We start from the raw sequence: 21,714 nt of genomic DNA on the forward strand, positions 1-21,714 counted from the left end.
ACCCCCAGATCATTGCGCATCACCGCGTGCTGACATCAATTCGATCAGCCGACACGGACTTCGCGTTCCATCGGACTGTCGGGTTATGGTGTCCCTGTCGGGGATCGTTCCAACGCGACGTCGAACAAGCGGGCCGCACTATTGCGGAGATGATGCGCAGTCGTGTCCGAAAGGGGTGCGGTGAGAGATCCGCGACGGTGGTGGCAGGAGGTTGAGGCGGACGATTGGGCTGCGTTCGCCACGTCCGACGACCTCGTGCGGGAGCGGTACACGGCGCTGCTGGCGGCTTTGGAGGAACTGTCGACGCGTGGACCGATGGCCACACTCCCGGACATCTCCGCCCAGGTCAGGGTGGTCGGCTACCACGACCCCTTATCGGAAGGCGATCTTCGTGAGTCGCTGGACAAGTTGGCGACCTGGGGATTCGCCGAACCGTTTCGGGACTACGCCGCACCGGTCCGCAGCCTCCAAGGCGTGATCGTCAGGCAGGAGGCGTGGGCCCTGAGCCGCAAAGGCCGCGGCATCGTCGCGGCGGTGCGCCTGGCAGTGGTCGACGCCCGGCGCGCCCTCCAGCTGCCCAGCAGGCTCTTGGACGGCGTGGAGAGCACGATTCGCGCGCTGCTGGAGCATGCCGCGAACGATCCTGGTCGCCTGCCCATCGACCTCGACGACGTGCGCACGCGGATCGACGAACTCCGACGCGTCACCGCCGACTTCTACGACGCGCTCGCCCGCATCGTCCAGTCCGACGTCACCGACGACAGCGTGTTCGGCGACAACCGCGACCGCGTCATCGAGGCGCTGCGGCAGTTCCCCCGCGAGTACGGGAGGGCGCTGCGGCGGGTGGAGTACGCGTTGGAGGACCTCAAAGCCGCCGGGCACCACGCCGTCGCAGAGGCGGCCGTCGCCCACGCCGGCCTCATCGATGCGGCCGAGCAGCAGAGTTGGGTGGAAGACCGGGTGCGCCGGCTCGCCGACCTGGCGGCGTGGTTCCATCAGGATGGTGGTGTGCGTCGGTTGATCGGTTCGGCTACCGGCGCAGTGCACACGCTGCTCGTGGCCATCGACCGCCGTTACACGGCCCGCCGCCGAGGTTCCGACCTCGGACACGACTTCCGGCTACTGGCCCGCAGCCTCCACCGCCAGTCGACCGATCAGGAGGCCCGGCGAGTTTACGCGGCGGCCTTCGGCGACTGGCCGGCGTGGCACGCGGTACCTCGGCTGGCCGAGGAGGACGTGGCGCACGGCACCCTGGCCGCGGCAGGCCGGACCAGGCACCAGGTCGAGGTGACACTGCGGGAGCACGAGCGTCACGGCCCACCCAGCGGCCGACCGCGCAAGCTTGTGGACACGAGCCGGGAACGCGAGAGGGCTGCGGCCCAGGCTGCGGACGAAGCCTCGCAGCGCCGACACCTTGCCACGTTGCTCGCCACCGACGGGGAGGTGTCGCTGGACCACTTCACCGGGTATGCGTCCGCTGCCGTGGTGGTCTTGCTGCGTGCGGTGGAGGTGGCGCTGGCCCAGCTCGACCCGGGTACCGGTATCGGCCAGGCTTACGCGGACGGGGCGAGCGTGCGGGTGCTCGTCAGGGTCGGCGCACCAGGCCGCACGGTCCGCGTGCGGCTCGCGGACGGTGTCCTGGCCGCACCGGATGTGCGGGTGCGCGTGATTCCTTCGGGTGACATCCGCGTCCGCGAGGACCGGAAGGGTGGTGTCGCGTGAGTGTCGTTCGAGCACTGGCGCCGGAGTTGCGTGAACCCGCCCGCCGGTTGGTCGCGACCGGCCGCATCCGAGCGGAGGCGGATGCCGAGTCGTACCGCGCCGCTGTCCAGGGGCGACGGCAGCTGACCGACTTCTTCCGGTCGGAACTCGGTTGGGAGTTGGAGATCGTCGAGTCGGCGGAGCTGGTGCGGCTGCACAAGCGCCGTGCCGACGTGCCCGCCGACCGCGGTCCCCGGCTGCGCCGCGATGGTCGCGACGCGCATTTGGCGTCGAAGGATGTCTTGGCGCTCGTCGCGCTTGTGTGCGAGCAGCTGTGGCGCAGGCCGCGGATGAGCCTCCGCGAGCTGATGCAGGCCATCGCCCAAGTGTGCGCTGCGGAAGCGCCGACTGGCGGTTTGCCGCAGTTCAGGATCGTGGCCACTGACGGGACCGGCAAATCGGAGGCGCGGACCAGCCGGCTCAACCTGGTCGACGCGCTCAGGCTCCTGGTGGCCGAGGGCTCGATCTCGGTGGATGCGGACCTGGAGCGGATTGCCGGACAGGACGACGGCGATCTGGTGGTCAGTGCGTCGAGGGAGCGGCTGGCGATGAAGTTTTCCTCGCTGTCACCCACCCTCCTCGGTTTGGACGACCTGGAGCCGGAGCGCCACGTCGCAGTGCTGTCCGTCGACGTGCTGGCCGACGACACGACGGCGTACGACGAGCCGACGGTCGAAGACCGGAGGCTGCTCGCGATGCGGCGTCTGGTCGACGACCCTGCTGCGGACCCGCTCGACGACCAGGCGCCGATGCCCTATCTCCACACGCCCGCCGGTCGCGAGCGCGCGCTGGAAGTCGTTGCGGCCCTCGGGTTCGCCGCGACGGCCCGCCGTGACTGGTGGGAGGTCACCGACCCCAGCGGCATCGGCACGCTGGTCGATTTCCCCAACGGGCGCCGCAACGAGCGGCAGGCGGCGCTTGCGCTGCTGGACGCGGTGAACCTGCGGCCCGAGCCGCGCGCGGTGCTGGGCATCGCCGAGGTCGTCGAACTGTTCGAGCGGGTGCGGACGACGCTGCCCCGCTGGGCTGCGGCGTACGAGCACAGACTACCGGCCCTGGCCCGCGCCGCTGCAGCCGAACTGGTGGCGGTGGGGCTGCTCGTCCCGTTGCGCCACGACACCTGGCAGCCGACACCGGGCGTCCACTTCTGGCGGGTCAAGGTCCACCAGCCCGCCGCGCAGCCGACTGAGGAGCCGACCGACCGATGAACATCACCAAGCACCCGGTGGACGGTCTGGGCGCTGTGCGGGACCTGCGGCCGGTCGGGGTACCTGCGGTCGAAGGGCGTTGGCAGCCCTCGCGGGCGGGGGTCGTCAACTCCTGGGCGTGGTCCAACGAGGTCCTCGTCTTCGCCGACGGGTGGATGACCCTGACCGGGCCCAACGGGTCCGGCAAGTCGCTTACTGCGTCGATGCTCATCACTCTCCTGCTGGACGGGGACACGTCGCAGACGGCGCTGTCGGTGTCGGGCAAGGCGGCGGGAACGCTGACCAGCAGGCACACCGACCGCAACGAGCGCGAGGACCGCACCGGGGCGTGGTGGCTGGAGTACGGCCGCCACGACCCGCGGACGGGGGAGATCTCGTACCTGACCACAGGGTTGTGGCTGCGTGCGGTCGGCGGGAACCTCCAGCGCGCGTTCTTCATCAGCCCCGGTCGGGTGGGCGAGCACCTCGTGCTCGAACGCGACGGCAGCCCCGTGCGGATCGACGACCTTGCCATCCAGCTCACGGCTACCGAGGGGGAGATCTTCACGTCGGCGCAGGCGTTGCGCTCGAAGGCACGCGACCACCTCGCTGCTGTGAACGACGAGCCGGGGTACCGGAACGCCGTACGCGTCCGCCTCTTCGCTCCGCTCGACGAGGTGCAGTTCGAGGCGTTGACGGGAGTACTGCGCAGCCTCCGGAGCCTGCGCACGGCGGAGGCCATCCCACCCGCGCAAATGCGCGCGGTGCTGACCGAGGCGCTGCCCGCGCTGGACCCCGACCGGCTGACGGTCATCGGCGAGGCGATGGAACGCATCTCCGAGCTGGAGAACCAGCTGGCCGATATGCGTGACGAGGCCAAGCAGTTGGCCGCCACCGACAAGCGCTACCAGCGCTACGTCGAGGCACTCGTCAACGTGGAGGCGGCGCAACTCACCGCTGCCAACACCGAGTTCGACGCCCAGACTCGCCGCACTCGCGAGGCCACCGCGACGCTGGAGACCGCGCAACGGGAGCAGCGGGAGGCGGCCGGGCAGCTCAAAGTCTTGAACACCCGCATCTTCGCCCTCGAAGGCCGTCGCGATGCGGCTGACACCGCCCTACGCGACCACGCCGGGGCCGAACTCCCGCACATGGAACTCCGTGCCGCAGAGCTGGCGCGGGCCGCCGACCACGCCGGGCAACGCGCGGAAGTCGCCGCTGAGGACGCCACGACCGCGGCGGAGCAGGCCGACGAAGCGGCGACGACGGCGCAGGAGGCGGGGGACCACCTGGCCACTCTGTCCGATGAGCTGCGCGCAGCGTCCCGCGTCGTGGGTGCCGACGCCGCTCTCGAACGGTTGGTCGCGACAACTGCTCTGCTGAGCACGGGTCAAGCAGACGAGACCTCGGCGGCGGACGTTGCGCAGACGTGTGCCACCCCGGTGGCCTGGGTGGAAGCGCGCGTCGCCCAGCTCCAGCGCGTTGACGAAGTGCTCAGAGCGCACGCGTCGGCGCAGCACGGCGAGCGGGCGGCGGCGGAGGAACTGCGCCGGGCCGAGCGCCTGGCCGATGAGGCGCGCGGCCAAGCCGACAAGTCCATTCACCTGCGCCGAGCCGCCGAGACTGCCCTGGTGGCGTCGATCGTCAGGTGGGAGGCGGACGTCCGCCACCTCGGCCGGGCGCCCCGTAAGTTGATCGAGCCCCGCGACGGCGCGGACAGCCGCCTGGCCCTCGATCGCCTCGCCGCCTGGCTCACGTCGGTAGCGGACGACGCCCGCGACCGGATCGACCTGGTGGGCCGACGCCAGGCTGCGGCGACGGCTGGGGCGTTGGTCGCCGAAGCCGTCCGCGCGTCGGTCCAGGCACGTGCCGATTACGACAGCGCCATTGGCCTGTCAGAGGTCGCGGCGTCCGCTCTGCGCGAGGAGCGGGAGCGGGTGATGGTCGAGGAGTCGAGCGCCGAGCGGAAACGTGCTGCGGCCGACCAGACGCACCGGCGTGACGTCGATGTGGCTCGGCATGACGTCGCCGCGGCAGAGGAGACCGCTGTGGCGGCCGACGCGGAAGCCCACCGTGCTGCAACGCTGTGGATCGAGCAGGCATACCGGTGGCGCGGGGCGGCACGCTTCTTGAACGCGGTTGAACTGCCTGAAGCGAACGAGCACGATGTGGACCCCGCCGTCGTCCGCTTGGCGGTGGAGCAGGCACACGCTCAGGCCGGCATCGCGCTCGGACTATCCGTGGCCGATGCTCGACGCGACGTCGACCGGGCAGAGTCTGCGGTCGTTGACGTTGCGGCGGAACTGGCCGAGGCTCGCCGCGCAGCACCGGTGCCGGAGACGCCGCCGTGGCGTGATCGCCGGCCGGAGGACGGCGTCCCGCTATGGGCGCTCGTGGACTTCGCGGGCCACCTGTCGGACGAGGAGGCGGACCGACTGGAGGGCGCACTCCTTGTCACGGGACTGCTCGACGCTCTGGTCACGTCCGACGGCCGGGCAGTCTCCGGTGACCTTGTCATCACCGCCGACCGACCGGTGCCCGGACGTACGCTCGGCGACCTGCTCGACGTCGAAAGTTCCCCCGCGATCCCCGCCGAACGCGTCCGGGCACTGCTCCGGGCCATCCCAGTCGACGACGACGCCGAACATGGCCGGTTGCGCTCGGGCGTCCTCACCGCGGCAGCGCCCGTCGGTTACCGGTCGGAGTTCATCGGCCAAACCACCCGTGAACGAGTCCGCCTGCGGCGGGTCGCAAATCTGGAAGACGCGTTGTCCAGTGCGCGGGACGACGTGGACGCCGCCCGCCGAGGACTCGCGGATCGGGAGGCCGACGTCCTCGCCGCGGTGGAGGAACGCGACGCGTTCCCATCGCATGGAGAACTGGTGGCTGCGCGCCGTGAAGCCGCGCGACAGCACGCCGCTGCGGAAACCGTGCGGCGTGAGACAGCGGACCGCATCGCACGGGCCGACCTGACCAGGCAGCGCATCCTTGCCGAGCTGGATGCCGCCGCGGCGGAGCGATCGGCCCGGATCGCCGCCGCACAACAACGGCTCCAGTACACCGAGGAAGTGGCCGCCCGGACCCGGCTCAAGGCCGAGGCCGCGGAGCGGGTGGCCGAGGAACGCCGAGCCGCCGAAGACGAGACCTTGGCGTCCCTCGCCGCCGGCGAGGAAACGCAGCGGGAGGCCGACGCGGAGTACGCGTCCTTTCCCCCGGTGGCCGAGGTCCGGGCGGCCCACGTCATGGAGGAACGCTGTGAGGAGGACCTTCGCCGGTCGGAGGCCGCCGTTATCGCGGCGGCGGAACGGTATCGGGAGGCGGGCGACGCGGTCCACGACGCGTTGCGCGAGCTCAACCGCCAGGCGACGCTGTCGGACGGCACGCTGCTGCCCACCGAGCGGACGGCTCTGGCTGCCCACGGCACGACCGTCGCCAACCTCGGGCACCGTGTGGACTTGTGGGGGCAGGCTGCGATCAGGGTGGCCGGGCTGTTCCATCAGGCCCGTCGCGCCGGAAGCCTCGCTCGGCAGAGGGCGGAAGTCCTGGCTAAGGCCCGAGCCGAAGCCGAGGACGCTCGGCTGACCGCCGTCCGTGAGGCATCCGCCGTGGCCGAGGCGCGAGAGTTGTACGGCGCGGAGTACGAGCAGTTGCGCGCCACGCGGCAGCGGATCACCGACGACCTCCTCAAGGCCAAGGAGGACGCCGCGCTGATGGTCGAATTGGGTCAGGACGCGGGGAACGCGGCCGCTGCGGCCCAAGCCACGCTCGACGGGATCGCTCCGCTGCGAGAGGCCGCCGAGCAGCGCCGCGACACGCGGCTCCGACAGTTCGGCGCGCTCGTGGACGAGGGGTTCGCCTCGGTCCCCGACGACCTGCCCCGTACCCCGGCGGGCAAACCGGCGCACCTCACGGCCGCGCTCCAATGGGCAAGGCGCCTGCTTGCCGACCACTCTGCGACCGGTGACCGGCTCGGCGTGCTCGTGCAGGCACGTGGCCGTGCCCTGGCCCAGCTGGAATCGAGCGTGCGGACGACTAGCACCGCGTTGGCGCGGTTCGACCGGCAGGTCGTGCTGGTCACCGTCGACGGCACCGAGTGGCGTCGCGCCGTGGTTGCCGATCCGGGCGCGAGCAGGGGAGAGGACCTGCACGTCGCGGTGGAGAAGCTGGAGGCGACTGCCGCACAGCTGGAGGACGATCTCCGCGATGACGTCAAGCGCACCCTGAAGACCAGCCTGTTCACGGAGCTGCGGCGCGACATCCTGATCCGCCTGGACGCGGCCCGGGAGCTTGTCCGCCAGATCCGCAGGACGCTCGACGGCGTCCGCACCGGGGTGGCTCGGGTCGGAGTGCAGGTGGAGTGGAGCGTCCGGGAAGACGAGGACGCCCGCCGCATGGTCGAGTTGATCTCCCAGCCGCAGTCGGACGAAATCTTCGAGGACATGTACACCGTGCTGAAGCAGCGGATGAGCGAGAAAGCGGGCGACTCCTGGAAAGACAGGGTCGCGCACACCTTCGACTACCGCTCCTGGCACGACTGGAAGATCACGGTCACCCACTCGTCGTTCACCGATCAGAAGCAGGAGAAGTTCCGCGAGGTGACCGCGCGGTCCAACCCGCTGGACTCGCTGTCCACCGGCGAGCGGAGGCTGGCGACCATGCTGCCGCTTCTCGCCGCTGCATGGTCAATGTACTCCGGTGAGCACTACAGCGGCCCCCGATGGGTGTCGATCGACGAGATCGACGCCGCGTTCGACGAGCCCAATCTCCGCCAGGTGCTCGCGCTGCTGCGCTCATGGGAGTTCGACGTGCTGGCGACCGCGCCGTTCATCACGCCGATGCTCAAGAAGGAGAGCGGGCAGGTGGTGGTCCACCAGGTCGTGACCGCAGGCAAGCACCGCGTCACGGTGCCGTGGTTGTGGAAGGGACATGGCGAGGCCGAGCCACTGACCTTGGAACTGGGGGCGTGATGGCGGCGGACCTCGCCGCCTTGGCGGCCGACCGGGACCTGACCCCGCTGTGGGCCGCTGTCCACAAGCGGCTGTGCGCCGGTCGTCAGCCCGCAGCGATCGCGAGTGTTCGGGTGGAGGGACTGTCGAGCGGCGGGCTGGCCACCTTGAGGGCGTGGGTCGACACCACGGCACGCCGCAGGCGCGACCAGTCCGCGGTGGTCGCGACCGGCCGCGTGACGGTCGTGCCCATACGCGATGTGCTCGCCGCTCTGGGCCTGTCGGCCGACAACCTCCAGCGGCTAGTGGAGATGGCGGTGGGACGTCCCGTGATCGACCTGGCCGCCGCCCGGCGGACCGCCTCGGCGCAACGCCGAGGCCTGTGGGCCGATGTCGAGGCGGCACTCCCTTCCCTGCCGGGCTTGGTGGCCAGGATGCGGGCGGCCGGGACGGACGACGAGACGGCGGTGCGACACCTGGTCGGGGCGTTGGCGCGAGTGGTGCCGCTGTTGCCCTGCACGCCGCCGACCAGCCTGGCCAAGCTGTCCCACGACTACGCGGGCGATCCCCACTACTTCGACCTGGACCAACTGCCTGGCGTGCGACTGGTGACGGCGGTGGCGGAGCTGACCGGCGTGTCCGAACCCCGGCGGCCCGACCTCGTGCGCGCAATGCTCGCCGGGGTCGGAATCCTCGCGGACCGGTTGTCGTCGACGGTCCTGATCCACCAGGTGCGCGTGCGCGGAACCGGCCCGATCGACCGGAGACTGCGGGACGCGACGACCCCCGTGGCCCTCACCCTCTTGGACCTGACCGTGCACCCCCCTACGTTCGCGCCACAGGTGCTCACCGTGGTCGAGAACCCGTCCGTGCTGGAAGCGGCGATGACCCACGCCAGCCCGCTCGCGTTCGCCTGCACCAGCGGCCACCTGGGCAGCGTCGACCACGCGCTGCTGCAACTGGCCGTCGATCACGGCGTGAGCCTTCGGTACGCGGGCGACTTGGACGGTCCGGGGCTGCACATCGCGAACGTGGTGGCCGAGACCTACGGCGCCCAACTGGTCGCCATGTCGGCCGACACCGTCGAGCAGGCCGGGCCGGAGCCGTCCGATGTGCCTCTCGGCGAGCCTCCGGCGTGGCTCGATCAGGGGCTGAGCGATGCACTTCGCTCTACGGGACGTGTCGTTTACCAGGAGCACGACGCGGTACTGAAGAGCCTGTTCACGCCATGAATTCTTCAGTCTGCTCGGCTGGTCCGCGAGTATGCGGGCGAGACCGACGAACCTGCTGGTGGTCATGAGAAAAGGCTGATCGGGGAGCTTTGCACCCTGTGAGGTTCCAGAAGGCGGCCACACCATCTGACCTGTGCCCCGGGCTACTGTGGGTTCGTACTCGTTGATCGGGCCGCCCAGGATGGGGCGGACGGTCGTCAGGACCCTGCAGACCCGACGCCGGAGCCCGGCCAGGGCGCTGAACTGCACCCGACTACGTAACAGCGGACTCCCCTGGACCGAAACCTCTGTGTGATCGACGATTCCGCCGTCCGCTTGTCTGCTCACGACGCCCCTGGTGGGCCGCCGCTCGACGCGGTGGATCGGGTGAATCGGCAGGCCGATGGGGTGGTGGCGATGTACCTCAAGGGTGCCGAGGTCGGTCAGCCGATGGCCAGAGAGCTGAAGGAGACGGCCGAGAGCGTTCTCGCTGCGGACTACGACGGGCGCACGGTCGTCGAACTGCTGCAGAACGGGCACGATGCGCACGATCCTGCCCGGTTCGACGGGCGGCTTGAGTTCTTCCTGGACGAGACCGAGGGAGAGCACGGCGTCCTGTACGCGGCCAACGGTGGGAACCCGCTGAACGCGGACAATTTCGACTCGATGTGCCTGATCGCACTGAGCACCAAGCAGCCGAACGAGGGCATCGGCAACAAGGGAGTGGGCTTCAAGAGCGTGCTCCAGCTGGCCGGCTGCCCCGAGGTGTTCAGCAGCCTCAGCGAAGGTTCGGGCCGCTTCGACGGGTTCAGGTTCCGCTTCGGCCGCCCCTCCGACTTCGACGAGCTGGCGGCCCGGTCGGGCGAGGACCGCGTGGGGTTGGCCGACGAGTTGCGGAAGAACGTGTCGGCTTTGAAGGTGACCGTGCCACTCACGGACACCCCCGAGGTTGTCGACGACTTCGCCCGGCGCGGGTTCTCGACGGTGATCCGCCTGCCTCTGCGCTCGTCTGCGGCGCGGGAACACGCCAAGGAGCAGCTGGCACAGCTCGCCGACGACGAGGTGCCATTCCACCTGTTCCTGTTCCGCGTGGCCGAGATCGCCCTGCGGGTTCGGAACGCGGGCGGTGAGCGCACGCAGCGGCTGACCCGCACCACTCGTCCGAGGCCCGGCACGGGCACGCTGTCGATCAAGCACGTAGACCTCGCCGGGCGGGGCGAGTACCTGCTCTTCCAGCGGACCGTGGGCGAGGCGGCCATGCGGGCCGCGATCCTGGCCAGCCGCGCGGACAACACCGTCGGATCCAGCTGGGCGAAGTGGGAGGGCGAGGGCACGGTCAGCGTGGCCGTGCCGCTCGGCGCGCCGCTCGAGCACGGGCGTGTCAACGCGTTCCTGCCGCTGGGGGCGAACACCCGCTACCCGCTCGCCGCGCTGGTCAACGGGCCGTTCTTCGCCCGCCTCGATCGACGCGACCTGCAGGAGTCCGTCCACCTCAACGACATGCTCTTCAACGAGGTCGCCGAGCTGTGCGCCGACGCGCTCATCGCCGCCTGCCGAGGTGAACTGACCCTGCCGGTTGGAGTGCGACTCGATCTCGTGTGCTGGTCGGAGGGCTGGCTGGACCGCCTGGTCGTCGCATTGGAATCACGCGGCCACGCTCTGCGGGATCTTCCGGTGCTGCCCGCGCTGGGCCATGACGAGGGGGTGCCCCTCACCGAGGCGCTGCTGTGGTCGCGCAGTGGCGCGGTGTTCACGCCCGAGGCCGTCACGGCCGCCGGTGAGTCGTCGTTGATGCGCCACGACCTGCACGAGCACCACCTTCGGCGGGTCCGCGCGCTGTCCAAGGCGTGCAGGCTGCCCGTGGACGTGGAGCCGGAGCACGTCGCGGATTTCGCCGAGACCCTCGCCGCCGACCTGCTCGCGCGCGGGGTCGCGCCGAACGTGTGGGCCGACTTCTACGACGAACTCAGTGACGCGCTGCCCGAGGTGAAGGCCGTCGTGGGCCGACGGGTGATCGTGACGGAGGACGGCGTACTCCACGCCGCCGACGAGGACGACGACCCGATGATCTACTTTGGTCGGGTGCGTGGTGAGGGCGGTGAACTGCCCGAGCTACCCGAGGCCGTGCGCGCCCGTTTGGCCTTCATGCCCGGTGACATCAGCTGGGTCGACGGCAACCGCAAGCAGCGCCGGGGTCGCCGCTGGCTGGAGGGCGTGGTTCGGGAGTACCGCACCGACGCAGTCCTCGAACTGCTGGGCAAGGTCATGCGGGACGCGGAGGACGACGAGATCAGGTCCGCGTGCCTGCGGTTCGCCTTCGCGCTGTGGCTCGGCACGCCCGCGGAACGGCGGCACAACGCGCTGGGCCAGGCCGATCTGCTCGTGCCCACCCGCGCGGGGTGGCGCGCGCCGGGGCAAGCGTACTTCGGGACGGGGTGGCGCGGCCCGAAGCACGAGGTCGATCGGCTGCTCGCCGAGTTGGTCGACGCCGCCGCAGCCGTCTCGGACCAGCTCGAGCAGATCGGCGAGCGGGTCCTGGACAAGGACTTCCTGCGGTCGGACGCAGTTGACAACGAGCGGACCTTCTTCGAAACCCTGGGCGTCAACCACGGCCTGGTCCCGTGGTGGACATCCACCAGGAACTTCCACGTCTCCGGCAAGCAGCTGAAGAACCCACACTCGGTGCCGAACTTCCCCGCCGACTTCAGTGCGAAGACCCAAGACGCGTGGCGTGAGCTGGCCGCCCGGCGCGCGACCAAGCCGAGCTTCGATAGCACCAAGTACCAGCTCGCGGGCCCGATCGCCTTCCTGCCGGGACAGGAGGACTGGGCCGAGTTCTCCCACGACACCCAGAGGCTCTACGCGCAGCTGGTGTTGCGCGGGCTCGACGTGTGGCCGGACTCCGCTCTCAAAGCCACCTTCCAGGCGAGCAGCGACTCGGCGAAGCCCACCTGGCCGTCGTTCGCCGCTACCTTCCTGCACCAGGCCGACTGGGTCCTGCAAACCACGCCGGGTGAGCGGTCGAACCAGTTCTTCGCACCATTGCGCGCTGCTTGGTGGGTAGGCGACACCGATACTCCCGACTACCTGAGCGCGGCCCCGGCCGCGTGGCGCTCGCTGTTGACCGACCGGGTTCGCGAACGACTCACGTGGTTGGGCGCTCGGTTCTGGGACGTCTCCACGACCGCGGCGGATCGGCTGGCGGAGATCAATGACGTGGTCGGACGGCAGGGTCCTCGGGCGGCGATCGTGCGCACCGCCTACGAGCAAGCCTGGCGGGACCTGTTCGCGAACGGCGGGCTGGACGTGCAGGTGCCCCACGCCATCGTGGTGACCTCAAGGGGTGCGCTCAGCGTGGTCGACCTCGACCTGGACGGACCCGCCGTCTACGCCGACGACCGACCGGGAGCGACGGAGACCGCGCTGCTGGCGCAAACCCCGGTCCCCGTGCTCGCGGTCCGCGTGAACGCGCTGGCCACCCAGGTGCGGCGCGCACTCGTGGCTGACGGCGTCACCCGGATCAAGAGCTGTTCGGACGCGGCGGTCCGAGTGCTGGCCGACGGGGTGGACCCGCTTGACCAGCCAGGCCGCCCACTGGCCGACCTGGGCGGCGACTGGCTCCCCCTTCTCGTCGACGCGATCGCCGAGCAGCGACGCCACGTCCTTCCGGTGAGCCGCGTGTCCGCGACGAGCGCGGCCGACCCATTGCGGGGAGACATCGAGGTCGTCCTCGCTGACTCGATCACCGCCGTGGTCGACGGGCACCAGGTGGATCACGAGTTCGCGCCCGATTCGATCCGGGTGTCCTCGCCGGACCGCGGTCAGGTGATCGTGACGCTGCGTGGCTCGGGCGACCGGTGGTCGGTGCTGCAGTCCGCCGCCGCGGCACTGGCCGAGTTCAGGGGTGGACTCGCGATCGCCGCCAGCCTCCGGCTCGCCCTGATCGACCTGGCCGTCCGGTGCGGCGACGGGACCCCCGAGCCCGCAGATGTCGCCGCCGTGCTGAAGATGCCGTTGGACGAGCTGCACGCGCTCGTCCGCGACAGTGCCGGCAACCGGTTCGCGCTGACGCCCGTCCTGGAGCTGATCGCCTGCCTGGACGTCGCCGCCGCCGAGGAGTTGCAGGGTGTCCGGGACCGAATCGCCGATCAGGACGAGGTCCGGACGTGGCTGATCGAGCACGGCTTCGACGCCGACCGGATTCTCACCCTCGCCAGCCGCAACGACCTGCTGGACGCGACCCGGCAACTCGACATCGCCTTGGCCGGGGCAAACGCCGGCCTGCGCGCGCTCCGCCTCAACCTGCTCCACAACGGCGACGGCCACCGGCAGCAGTTCGACGCCTACCTGCAGCGGCACCGGTCCGGGATCAGGGACCGGCTGCGTGACCGGTTCGTTCGGGTGTTCCGCGACGGCGGATCGCTGGACGAGTACGTCCGCCTGCGCGAGCTGCCCGGACTGGAACCGGACCGGGCTTGGCTCGACACCCACTGGAACCTGAGCGCGGATCTCCTCCGCGACCGCGTCGACTCCTGGCTCGGTGAGGTCGGTTCGCCACTCGAACCTGGTCGGTCCCTGCTGCCGGTCGACGAGCTGCGCGCACGCGGGCGCCGGGAGGTGGTGAAGCGGCTGGACCGGGCGCGGATCGTCGTTGACGCATGGCTGCACCGCTACGCGGGCGGGTCGGGCAAACGCCCCGGAGACCCGGTCGACAACATCGAAGCGATGGTCCAGGCCGGGCTCCTGGACTTCCGGCGCCCCCTGACCGACGACGTCATCGAGTGGCTGCGGAAGAACGAGCAGTGGCCCGAGGGGATGCCCGCGACCACCGAACTCCGCCCGCTGCACCTGGAGGACGCGGACCTGGACGCGGCCCGCGACCGGCTCGACAGCGAACAACACGCGGCGAAGAGCCAAGGCGACCTGGTCCAGTACGGCGGGAGGAGCTACTCCGCCGATCAGGAAAGCCGAGCCGAACTCGTCGAGGCGCTTCGGACAAGCATCCCTCCGGAGGTCCTTGGCACCGATCCCGCTCCGCGGGAGTCCGGCCTGCTCCCATCGGCGACAGCGACCGGCAAGACGAGCAGCGGTGGTGCGCCAGGGTGGCGCGCGCCCTCGGTCTCGACCAGCAAGACGAAGCTCATCGGGCTCGCGGGCGAAATCGTCGTCGGCGAGTGGCTACGCCGGAAGTACGAGCTCCCGCCTGAGGACACTTGGTGCTCCGGCTACCGCTCCGACCACCTCGCCGACGGCAAAGGTGACGACAGGCTCGGGTACGACTTCCTCGTCAAAACCAACGACAAGACCATCCTCTACGAGGTGAAGTCCACCGTTGACGACCTACCGCAGTTCGCGCTCGGAGAGTCGGAGGTCCGGCGGGCCAACGACCTGGCCGAGAACGAGGAGTACCGAATCGTCTTCGTCACCCACGTCCTCGACCAGGCCAAGATACGCCTGCGTGTGCTCCCGAACCCGTTCTCTCCCGGCGGTATGGCCACCTATCACGTTGTCGGCCGTTCCTTCCGGCTCGGCTTTGCTCCCGGCACCCCGTGAGTGGAGTCGCAAGGTGCTGGGCTACCTGCAGGTATCGGGGGTCGGATGCACTTTGGCCTTCGTTGACGGTGGGAATTGGGCCGTGCCCTCGTTGAGTGGTCCTAACTGCTGGACGTGGCGGTAGCAAATTGAGCTTCCCCCGGTAGCCCGGAGTCTTTCCAGACATGGTCCGATAGGGCCTGAAGGGAGTCGTCCGTGGCACCACCGAAGAAGTACCCCGACGAGCTGAGGGCCCGCGCGGTCCGGTTGTATCGGGAGTCGGCCCCCAAGCCGGTGATCCGACGCCTGGCCGAGCAGCTGGGCGTCCATCATGAGGCGTTGCGGAACTGGATCCGGCAGGACGAGGCCGACCGCGGCGAGCGCGACGGCCAGCCCTCCGCGACCGAGTCTGACGAGCTGCGCCGGCTGCGCAAGGAGAACGCGGAACTGAAACGCGCCAACGAGATCCTCAAGTCCGCGTCCGCGTTTTTCGCGGCGGAACTCGACCCGACCCGGCGACGGTCGTGAAGCTGGTCGAGCAGCTTCGCGGCCGCTTCGGGGTCGAGTTCGTCCTCCGGGTCCTGGGCGTCGCCTCCTCCACCTACCACGGCTGGGTGGCCCGACAGGCCGACCCCTCCCGCCGCGAACGCGAGGACCGGGCGATCACCGCCGAGATCACCGACATCCACGCAGCCTCGGGCGGAACCTATGGCAGCCCGCGGGTGCACCAGGTCCTGCGGCGTCGGGGTGTCCGCGTGTCGCGCAAGCGTGTCGAGCGGCTGATGCGTCAGGCCAGCCTGCAGGGCGCCTTCCTGCGTAAACAGTGGCGTGCCCCGTCGACCAGACGGGATCCGCAGGCCGCACCGGCGCCCGATCGGGTGAACCGGGACTTCACCGCGCCGGCGCCGGACCGGTTGTGGGTCGCCGACGCCACCCGCATCCGCACCGGCGAGGGCGCCTTCTGGCTCGCGGCCGTGCGCGACGCGTTCTCCAACCGGATCGTGGGCTGGAAAACCAGCGACCGCTGCGACACCGACCTCGTGCTCGGCGCCCTGGAATACGCCGTCTGGTCCCGCGACGTGCGCGACGGGCAGTTGATCCACCACAGCGACCGCGGGTCGACCTACACGGCCTTCCGATTCACGGAACGGTTGGCGGACAACGGAATCCTGCCTTCGATGGGTTCGGTCGGCGACTCCTACGACAATGCCCTGATGGAGAACTTCTTCTCCACGCTGAAGATCGAGCTGGTCTACCGCCGGTCCTGGCGCACCCGCGATGAGGTCGAGAACGAACTGTTCCGCTATATCGACGGGTTCTACAACACCGAACGCATCCAGAAGGACCTCGGCTGGCTCAGCCCGGACGAGTACGAAGCCGCCTGGCACGCCGCCCAGGCCGAACCGACTACCATCCCGGCATCACCGACCCGATCCAGGTAACAACCACCTCGGGTTACCGGGGGAAGCTCAAAGGACACGTCGACGGCTTCGACCCGCAGGCGACATTGAGTAGCCGGATAGACCCGATCCGTACCGAAACGGACGAGAATCCGCCGGCTTTCACCCAATGAAATATGTTGCAATCGTCTCCAAGGGTCAATATGATCGCCAATGCGCGACCAGGGGCGGTTGTGCGTCCGTGCCGGTTTGTCTTGCGCGCAATATCCGCAACGATCACGAAACACGGTGACCTCGACAAGGGGCCCTCTTCATGGCACAGCAGACCATTGTGCAGTTGATCGACGATCTCGACGGTGGCGAAGCACACGAAACCGTGGACTTCGCCCTCGACGGCGTCGGTTACGTCATCGACCTGTCCACACCCAACGCCGACAAGCTGCGTAACCTGCTCGCCGACTTCGTCGCCAAAGGACGGCGAGCAGGTGGCCGCAGCCAGCGCGGCAACCGGCAGCGCCGCACCCGGACAACCGTTCCCGCTGGCGGCGACAGGCAACAGAACCAGGCGATCCGCGAGTGGGCCAGGAGCCAGGGGCGGCAGATCGCCGACCGAGGGCGCATTCCCCAGGCGCTGATCGAGGAGTTCCAGCAGGCCCACTCCGCCTGAAGCACGACCCGCGCCTGTACCGGCGGATGTGGACCAGCGGTGCGGAGGCAGCGGAGAAGACGGTGTGGCGCGCCGGTGCTGACCGGTGCTCCACGCGGCAGGATGGGCGGCGCACCACGCGCCCCCTCCTCGACAACAGCAGCCGCCCTGACTCGGAGGAACCGTCTTGACCGACGCCGACCGGCCGAGAGTGGTCATGGTCCACCCCGCCGGAGACGGCAAGTGGGGCGTCGTCACCATCGAACGTCGCGAACCGACTACCGGACCGAGCCATGTCCACGCTGTCCGTGGCGCGTCGACGCCCCGCTCAACGCGTTCCCGCCCCAGGTCTTTCGGGACAGCGCCCGCACCACCTACGACATGGCCACCCACACCTTCGGCTGCCACGGTTCGTCCCGATCGGCACCTCAGACCTGCGCCGGTTTCCTGCTGCGCGGGGCGTCGGACAACCTCACCATCCGCCTGGCAGTCGCCGACGGCCGGATCGACCCGGACTCGATCGGCAGCCCGGTGGAGCTCTACTCGGACTACCGCGCGATGGCCATCGCCAACGGCGTCGACCCGGACGACGCCGCACTGGCTCCCTGCCGCGGCGACCGGCCGATGATCGGGCTCGACCCACGAGCAGGACGACACCAACAGTGACTGAGCACGACCGGCGCGACCGGTTCACCGACATCTTCACCGTCGCCTTGATCAAAGGCGCCATAGAGGGCGATCCCTACCGGCACTTCGGTTCCCTGGGCGGCGTCACCCAGCACCTAGCGACCGCGCGACGCCTGGAACTGATCGACCCCGAAGACGAGCACACGGCAACTGCTCGCGCCCAGGCGCTGTACCGACGTCATGGACTCAACCGCCTGCCCGCCGGGCGCGCCTACCTGGCATGGCACGGCTCACCGATCGTGGAAGCGGTCCTGGCCGAGTTGCTGCCCGAAATCACCTCGTCTGTCGATCAAGCTCGGCACGAGGCGGGCAAGAGCTGAGATTCATTCGGGGGTGCCGGTCGGAGCCTCGCGGTGCCCCGCGCGGGCAGCGTGAGGCACCGGCGGGTCTCAGCGACTATCGGCGAGGCTGTCGGGCGAGATCAGTAGTCCATCCAACCTTGGATAGACTGAGATGATCTCTGATACGCGCGCGCCGGTTGTCGCCGACAGTGCGATCGCAGCCCAAAGGGCAACAAAGAAGGCGTTTGTCTCGCAGGCAGCACGTTGCTCGGGCGATAACAGGGCAGCTGCAACGTCCTCTGGCTCGTAGATCCCCAAGGGGTGGTACGCCACCACGACCCCTTCGCGTTCGAGGGCGTGAGAGAAGTTCGTTGACTGGAAAGGCAGGACCGCCGAAAGGCGGTGGGACGGCCGGGCTACTGCGAGCGCTCGGATCGCCGGTAGCTGTGGCAGCACCGGATCGACCAGGTGCTGCGACGTGGTGATCAGCACCGTGTAGTGCGGGGCACGGGATGCGCGGAGACGGGCGGCGGTATGGAAGCTGGGACGAAACGGGTCGATTGGCTTCTCGCCGGGGCTGTGGTCGGCCACAACCAACGCGGTCTCAGTGATCCGTGCCGGCAGCCCGAGTAGTTGCAGGGCGAGGCTCGTTTCCATGGCGATTTCGAGCGGATCGCGCGGGATCCGACCACCGGCACGGCGAACTTGGCTCAGGCCGACCGCGTGCGCCGGTGCCGACTCTGCCGCGCACCCGTGCAGGATGCCGGCGATGGCATCGTCGTCGAGCGTGAGGACCGTATCGGGGATCGGGGTGTCAATGCGAGGGGCACTCCAGTCCTCTGCTTGTTGTGGTTTCACGAACCGATGTGACGGTGCCTGCCGAGGGTCCGGCGGTGTGGTCCAGTTGCGCAGCAGCCGGTACATGATCAGAAGCATGCCGACGTTTTCGACAGCGGCGAGTTCGTCAAGATTGACCTGGTCCAGCCATACGGAGCAGGCTGACTTGTTGTTGTCGAGGTACGTGCCCAGAGCACGGAACATCGTGATCACGTCCCGGTCGTCCGCCTGGACCACCACGCTGCGCCGGTCGCACACCACGGCGATGTTGTCCAAGGCCCGGAACAGGTCGAACGCGGGATCGTGCTGTTTGAGCATGGCAGTCACGAGGCCGATCCCGACGTTGCGGAGCAGCATCGCCAGCTCGAACCGTCGAAGCTCGCCCAACTCGGCCGCCTCGGCGAACCGGCGGAGTGCGTGTCGGGCTGCGGGCCAGTCGCGAAGTTCGACGCAGGCTTCGGTGAGCATGCACAGCGCCTGGTAATCCTCACGCTGCTCAGGCGACCGCTGGGTGAGCAGAGTCTCGGCGGCGCGCCGGGCGTCAAGGGTGTTTCCGGCCTCGATGAGGTCGCGCACTCGTCGCAGATCGCCGAAGTGGCCAACGGTCGCATCGTGCGGCACGATCTTGAGGATGTCTTCCAAGGCGGACGCCAGGGCCGCGATCTTCGGATGGACGGCCCGGTGTAGGCGCAGGTTCAGCACCGCCGAGGAGGCGGTCACGATGGTGCGTCCGACCACTTCCTCATCCAGCGCCAGCGCAGCGGGCACATCGGCGAGAAGCGCTTCCACGAGCGGGACGATCCGTTCGGCGGCGTCGCGCGGCCGGTCTGCGAGGTTGTAGTACGCGGCGGCCAAGGCGGCCAACGTTTGCATGCGGATCAGCAGGTCGGGTTGATCGGTGGAGTCCGCCCACTCCAACTCGGCGCGCAGATAGCGGGCAGCTCCGTTCCAATCGTCGAGGTATCCCAGTAGTCCGGCGGTGTTTCCCCACAACAGCGCGATGTTCTTGTCCGGAGCGCCGAAGGCGATGGCGTGTTCGGATGCCTCGATGCCGTGTCCGATCAATGCGAGAGCCAGCCGCATCCGGCCGCCCTCGGTGAAGTGCTGCATCCATGCCTGAACGTAGAACGCGGCGCGGAACAGGACCTCGCGGGTCGCCCCTTCGTCGTCGACCAGACCGCGCACGATGGACTGGACGATGTCGTTCATCGTGACGGTGTAGCCCGGCCACGTAGCCGGTCCGCTGCTTTCCGGCAGCGGGAAGGGCTCGTCGGCCCGGACCAGCGAGTCGCGCAGGACAGCCCGCAGAACCTCGCCGACGGGTGGATGGTCGTGGACGTAGGTGGCGAGGCGTTCACGCACCAAGGGGCCGCTGAAGTCCCAGGAGTTGGTGGTCCAGCAGGCCAGCAGCAGGTGTAGCGGGATCTGCCGCGAGGCCAGGAATGCCCCGCTGCGCAGCGCCATCGCGGCGAGCTGTTCGGCAGGCGTCGTGCGCTCGACAACACGCCGCCAGGTCAGGGTGATGACGCCGACCACGGTGTCCGGATAGCCTTCCGGGACCGATTGCGGATCGTTCATCGAACCTCGCAGTTGCCGCTCGTAGTGGGCGACACGTCGTGCGAGATCGCCGGTCTCCTGGGGAATCGTGCCGACGATGTAGGCCGCGGCCAGTTCCAGTGCCAGCGGCCAGTAATGCAGCTTTGCGGCCAGGTCGCGGAGGATGTCCAGCTCTTCGTCGGCCGGGCTGCGGTCGCCGAGGATGCGGCGGACCAACAAGTGGGCCGCCTCATCGCCGGTCATACCGATGACCGGGAGCTTGTGGATGTTCGGTCCGGGCAGGCTGTTCTGGTCGGTGCTGGTGATGATCGTGTGTCCCCGGCCGCGCGGAGGTATCCAACCGCGCAGGACAGTCTGGTCGGCGCAGTTGTCGAACACCATCAGCCACGGCTCGGCGGTGCGGGCCAGCGCGGCGAAGACCCGCGGTTGCACCGGCAGCTCAGCCTCGGCGCCGGTCAGCACACCCCGGTGGTGATACCAACCGGCGATCACGGCGAAGGTTGATTCCAACTGTGCCAGGCTGGAGGCATCGGCCCACAGGATCGCGGCGTAGGAGTCCGCGTGCTCGTCGGCCCAGGCGGCGGCCAGGCTGCTCTTGCCGATGCCGGACAGGCCGGTCAGCAGGCACACCGGCGCGGCATCGCTGCGCACCGGTGTCGGCAGGTGGCGCGCGAGGTCGGCAAGCGGCTCCGGGCGGGCGATGTCGGTGGCCCTCGGCCCGGGCGGCACGTGCACTGCCCAGTCCCGCTCGCGCAGCAGCCCCCGCAGTACGTCCGGGTCCGCGCCCAAGGCATCGGTTAACTCACGAATCGTCAGCTCGGAGGCATCCGGGCGTGCGGCTCGGGCCATCACCTCCGACATCAGATAGCCGGTCAGCAGACCGGTGGCATCCCAACCGATCGTTGAGGGTGCCAGTCGGTGACGCACGACGCGGACGCGGTCGCGCACCTGCTCGTGTACTCGGTCGTCATCCCGTGGATCCACGACCACCTCGGTGCGGCGCAGCCGCCGCCAGAACTCCTCGTCCTTATCCTGAAGTTGGTGTGCCATCCTGGGCCCGAGCAGTGCCAGCACCCCGTCGCGGAGGTCGGACTGCTGGTCGTCGATCAGCGCGGAGAGCTCTCGCAAGTTCCGGGTGGCCGTCCGGTTGGTGATCAACAGGTAGCGACGTGCCGGATGTTTCAACAGGCGCAGCAGTTCCTCAAGGGCCTCCGACGCGCTCATCGTCGTGCCTGGTCTGCCGCTTTTGACCTGCGCGACCGTCAGATTGCCCTCGTCGCCGACCAACGCGAAGTCCACGATCTCAGGGTCGGGGCCACCGGTGCGGTCGGCGGTGCCTTCGATCCGGACCCCGGTGACGACGGTGTCATCGCTGCCGACGACGTCCAGCGCATATTCCAAGGTGCGGAGAAACTGGTATTCGAAGCCGCGTACGGCGTCCTGCCCACCCACCTGTGTCCCCCTTCGAGCCCGCTCGACGACGTGCCTACACCTGTACGGCACCAGACATCGCGGAGGAAGCACCTTAAGGGGTACGAAACATCGACAGTGGTGAGAGCGCTGTGGTGTGCCGTGCACGACTGCACTGATCCCGCGTGAGGACCTTGCCTATGTCGGGTATCTCGACGTGTCAGCTGTGTGTGGGGGTGTCGATCTTCGTTGAAGGTCC

General features: G+C 69.2%; 11 protein-coding genes. 10 read left to right on the plus strand and 1 reads right to left on the minus strand.

Going from position 1 to position 21,714, the window contains the following annotated elements:
• Positions 1-255: 255 nt before the first annotated feature.
• The 10 genes from FHX81_RS39320 (at position 256) to FHX81_RS39365 (ending at position 17,690) form a co-directional block, all read left to right on the plus strand.
• Entirely contained in the window at positions 256-1,722 is a 1,467-nt protein-coding gene (locus FHX81_RS39320; RefSeq protein ID WP_211363707.1) for a DUF2397 family protein, read from the plus strand.
• Entirely contained in the window at positions 1,719-2,969 is a 1,251-nt protein-coding gene (locus FHX81_RS39325; protein ID WP_211363708.1) for a DUF2398 family protein, read from the plus strand. Before FHX81_RS39320 ends, FHX81_RS39325 begins: the two co-directional genes overlap by 4 nt.
• The gene (locus FHX81_RS39330) at positions 2,966-7,915 is read left to right on the plus strand and encodes an SbcC/MukB-like Walker B domain-containing protein (protein WP_141983501.1); all 4,950 of its coding nucleotides are present in this window, start codon (positions 2,966-2,968) and stop codon (positions 7,913-7,915) included. The genes FHX81_RS39325 and FHX81_RS39330 overlap by 4 nt, the downstream gene beginning before the upstream one ends.
• Positions 7,915-9,126, plus strand: coding sequence for a DUF2399 domain-containing protein (locus tag FHX81_RS39335; RefSeq protein ID WP_141983502.1), 1,212 nt, complete (start codon positions 7,915-7,917; stop codon positions 9,124-9,126). Before FHX81_RS39330 ends, FHX81_RS39335 begins: the two co-directional genes overlap by 1 nt.
• Positions 9,127-9,522: 396 nt before the next feature.
• On the plus strand, positions 9,523-14,658 hold the full coding sequence (locus FHX81_RS39340) for a sacsin N-terminal ATP-binding-like domain-containing protein (RefSeq protein ID WP_141983503.1): 5,136 nt from the start codon (positions 9,523-9,525) through the stop codon (positions 14,656-14,658).
• Positions 14,659-14,853: 195 nt separating this feature from the next.
• The gene (locus FHX81_RS39345; RefSeq protein ID WP_141983504.1) at positions 14,854-15,165 is read left to right on the plus strand and encodes a transposase; all 312 of its coding nucleotides are present in this window, start codon (positions 14,854-14,856) and stop codon (positions 15,163-15,165) included.
• Positions 15,162-16,079 (plus strand): IS3 family transposase, encoded by a 918-nt coding sequence (locus FHX81_RS39350; protein WP_141983505.1) that lies wholly within the window; start codon positions 15,162-15,164, stop codon positions 16,077-16,079. The genes FHX81_RS39345 and FHX81_RS39350 overlap by 4 nt, the downstream gene beginning before the upstream one ends.
• 271 nt (positions 16,080-16,350) lie before the next feature.
• The gene (locus FHX81_RS39355; protein WP_141983506.1) at positions 16,351-16,704 is read left to right on the plus strand and encodes a histone-like nucleoid-structuring protein Lsr2; all 354 of its coding nucleotides are present in this window, start codon (positions 16,351-16,353) and stop codon (positions 16,702-16,704) included.
• Positions 16,705-16,806: 102 nt separating this feature from the next.
• Entirely contained in the window at positions 16,807-17,349 is a 543-nt protein-coding gene (locus tag FHX81_RS42470) for a DUF6283 family protein (RefSeq protein ID WP_246108350.1), read from the plus strand.
• Positions 17,346-17,690, plus strand: coding sequence for a hypothetical protein (locus FHX81_RS39365; protein WP_141983507.1), 345 nt, complete (start codon positions 17,346-17,348; stop codon positions 17,688-17,690). The genes FHX81_RS42470 and FHX81_RS39365 overlap by 4 nt, the downstream gene beginning before the upstream one ends.
• 69 nt (positions 17,691-17,759) lie before the next feature.
• Here FHX81_RS39365 and FHX81_RS39370 read toward each other — a convergent pair whose 3' ends face one another.
• Positions 17,760-21,497 (minus strand): hypothetical protein, encoded by a 3,738-nt coding sequence (locus FHX81_RS39370; protein WP_141983508.1) that lies wholly within the window; start codon positions 21,495-21,497, stop codon positions 17,760-17,762.
• Between the last annotated feature and the right edge of the window lie 217 nt (positions 21,498-21,714).

It is taken from the genome of Saccharothrix saharensis (genome assembly GCF_006716745.1).
GTDB lineage: Bacteria > Actinomycetota > Actinomycetes > Mycobacteriales > Pseudonocardiaceae > Actinosynnema > Actinosynnema saharense.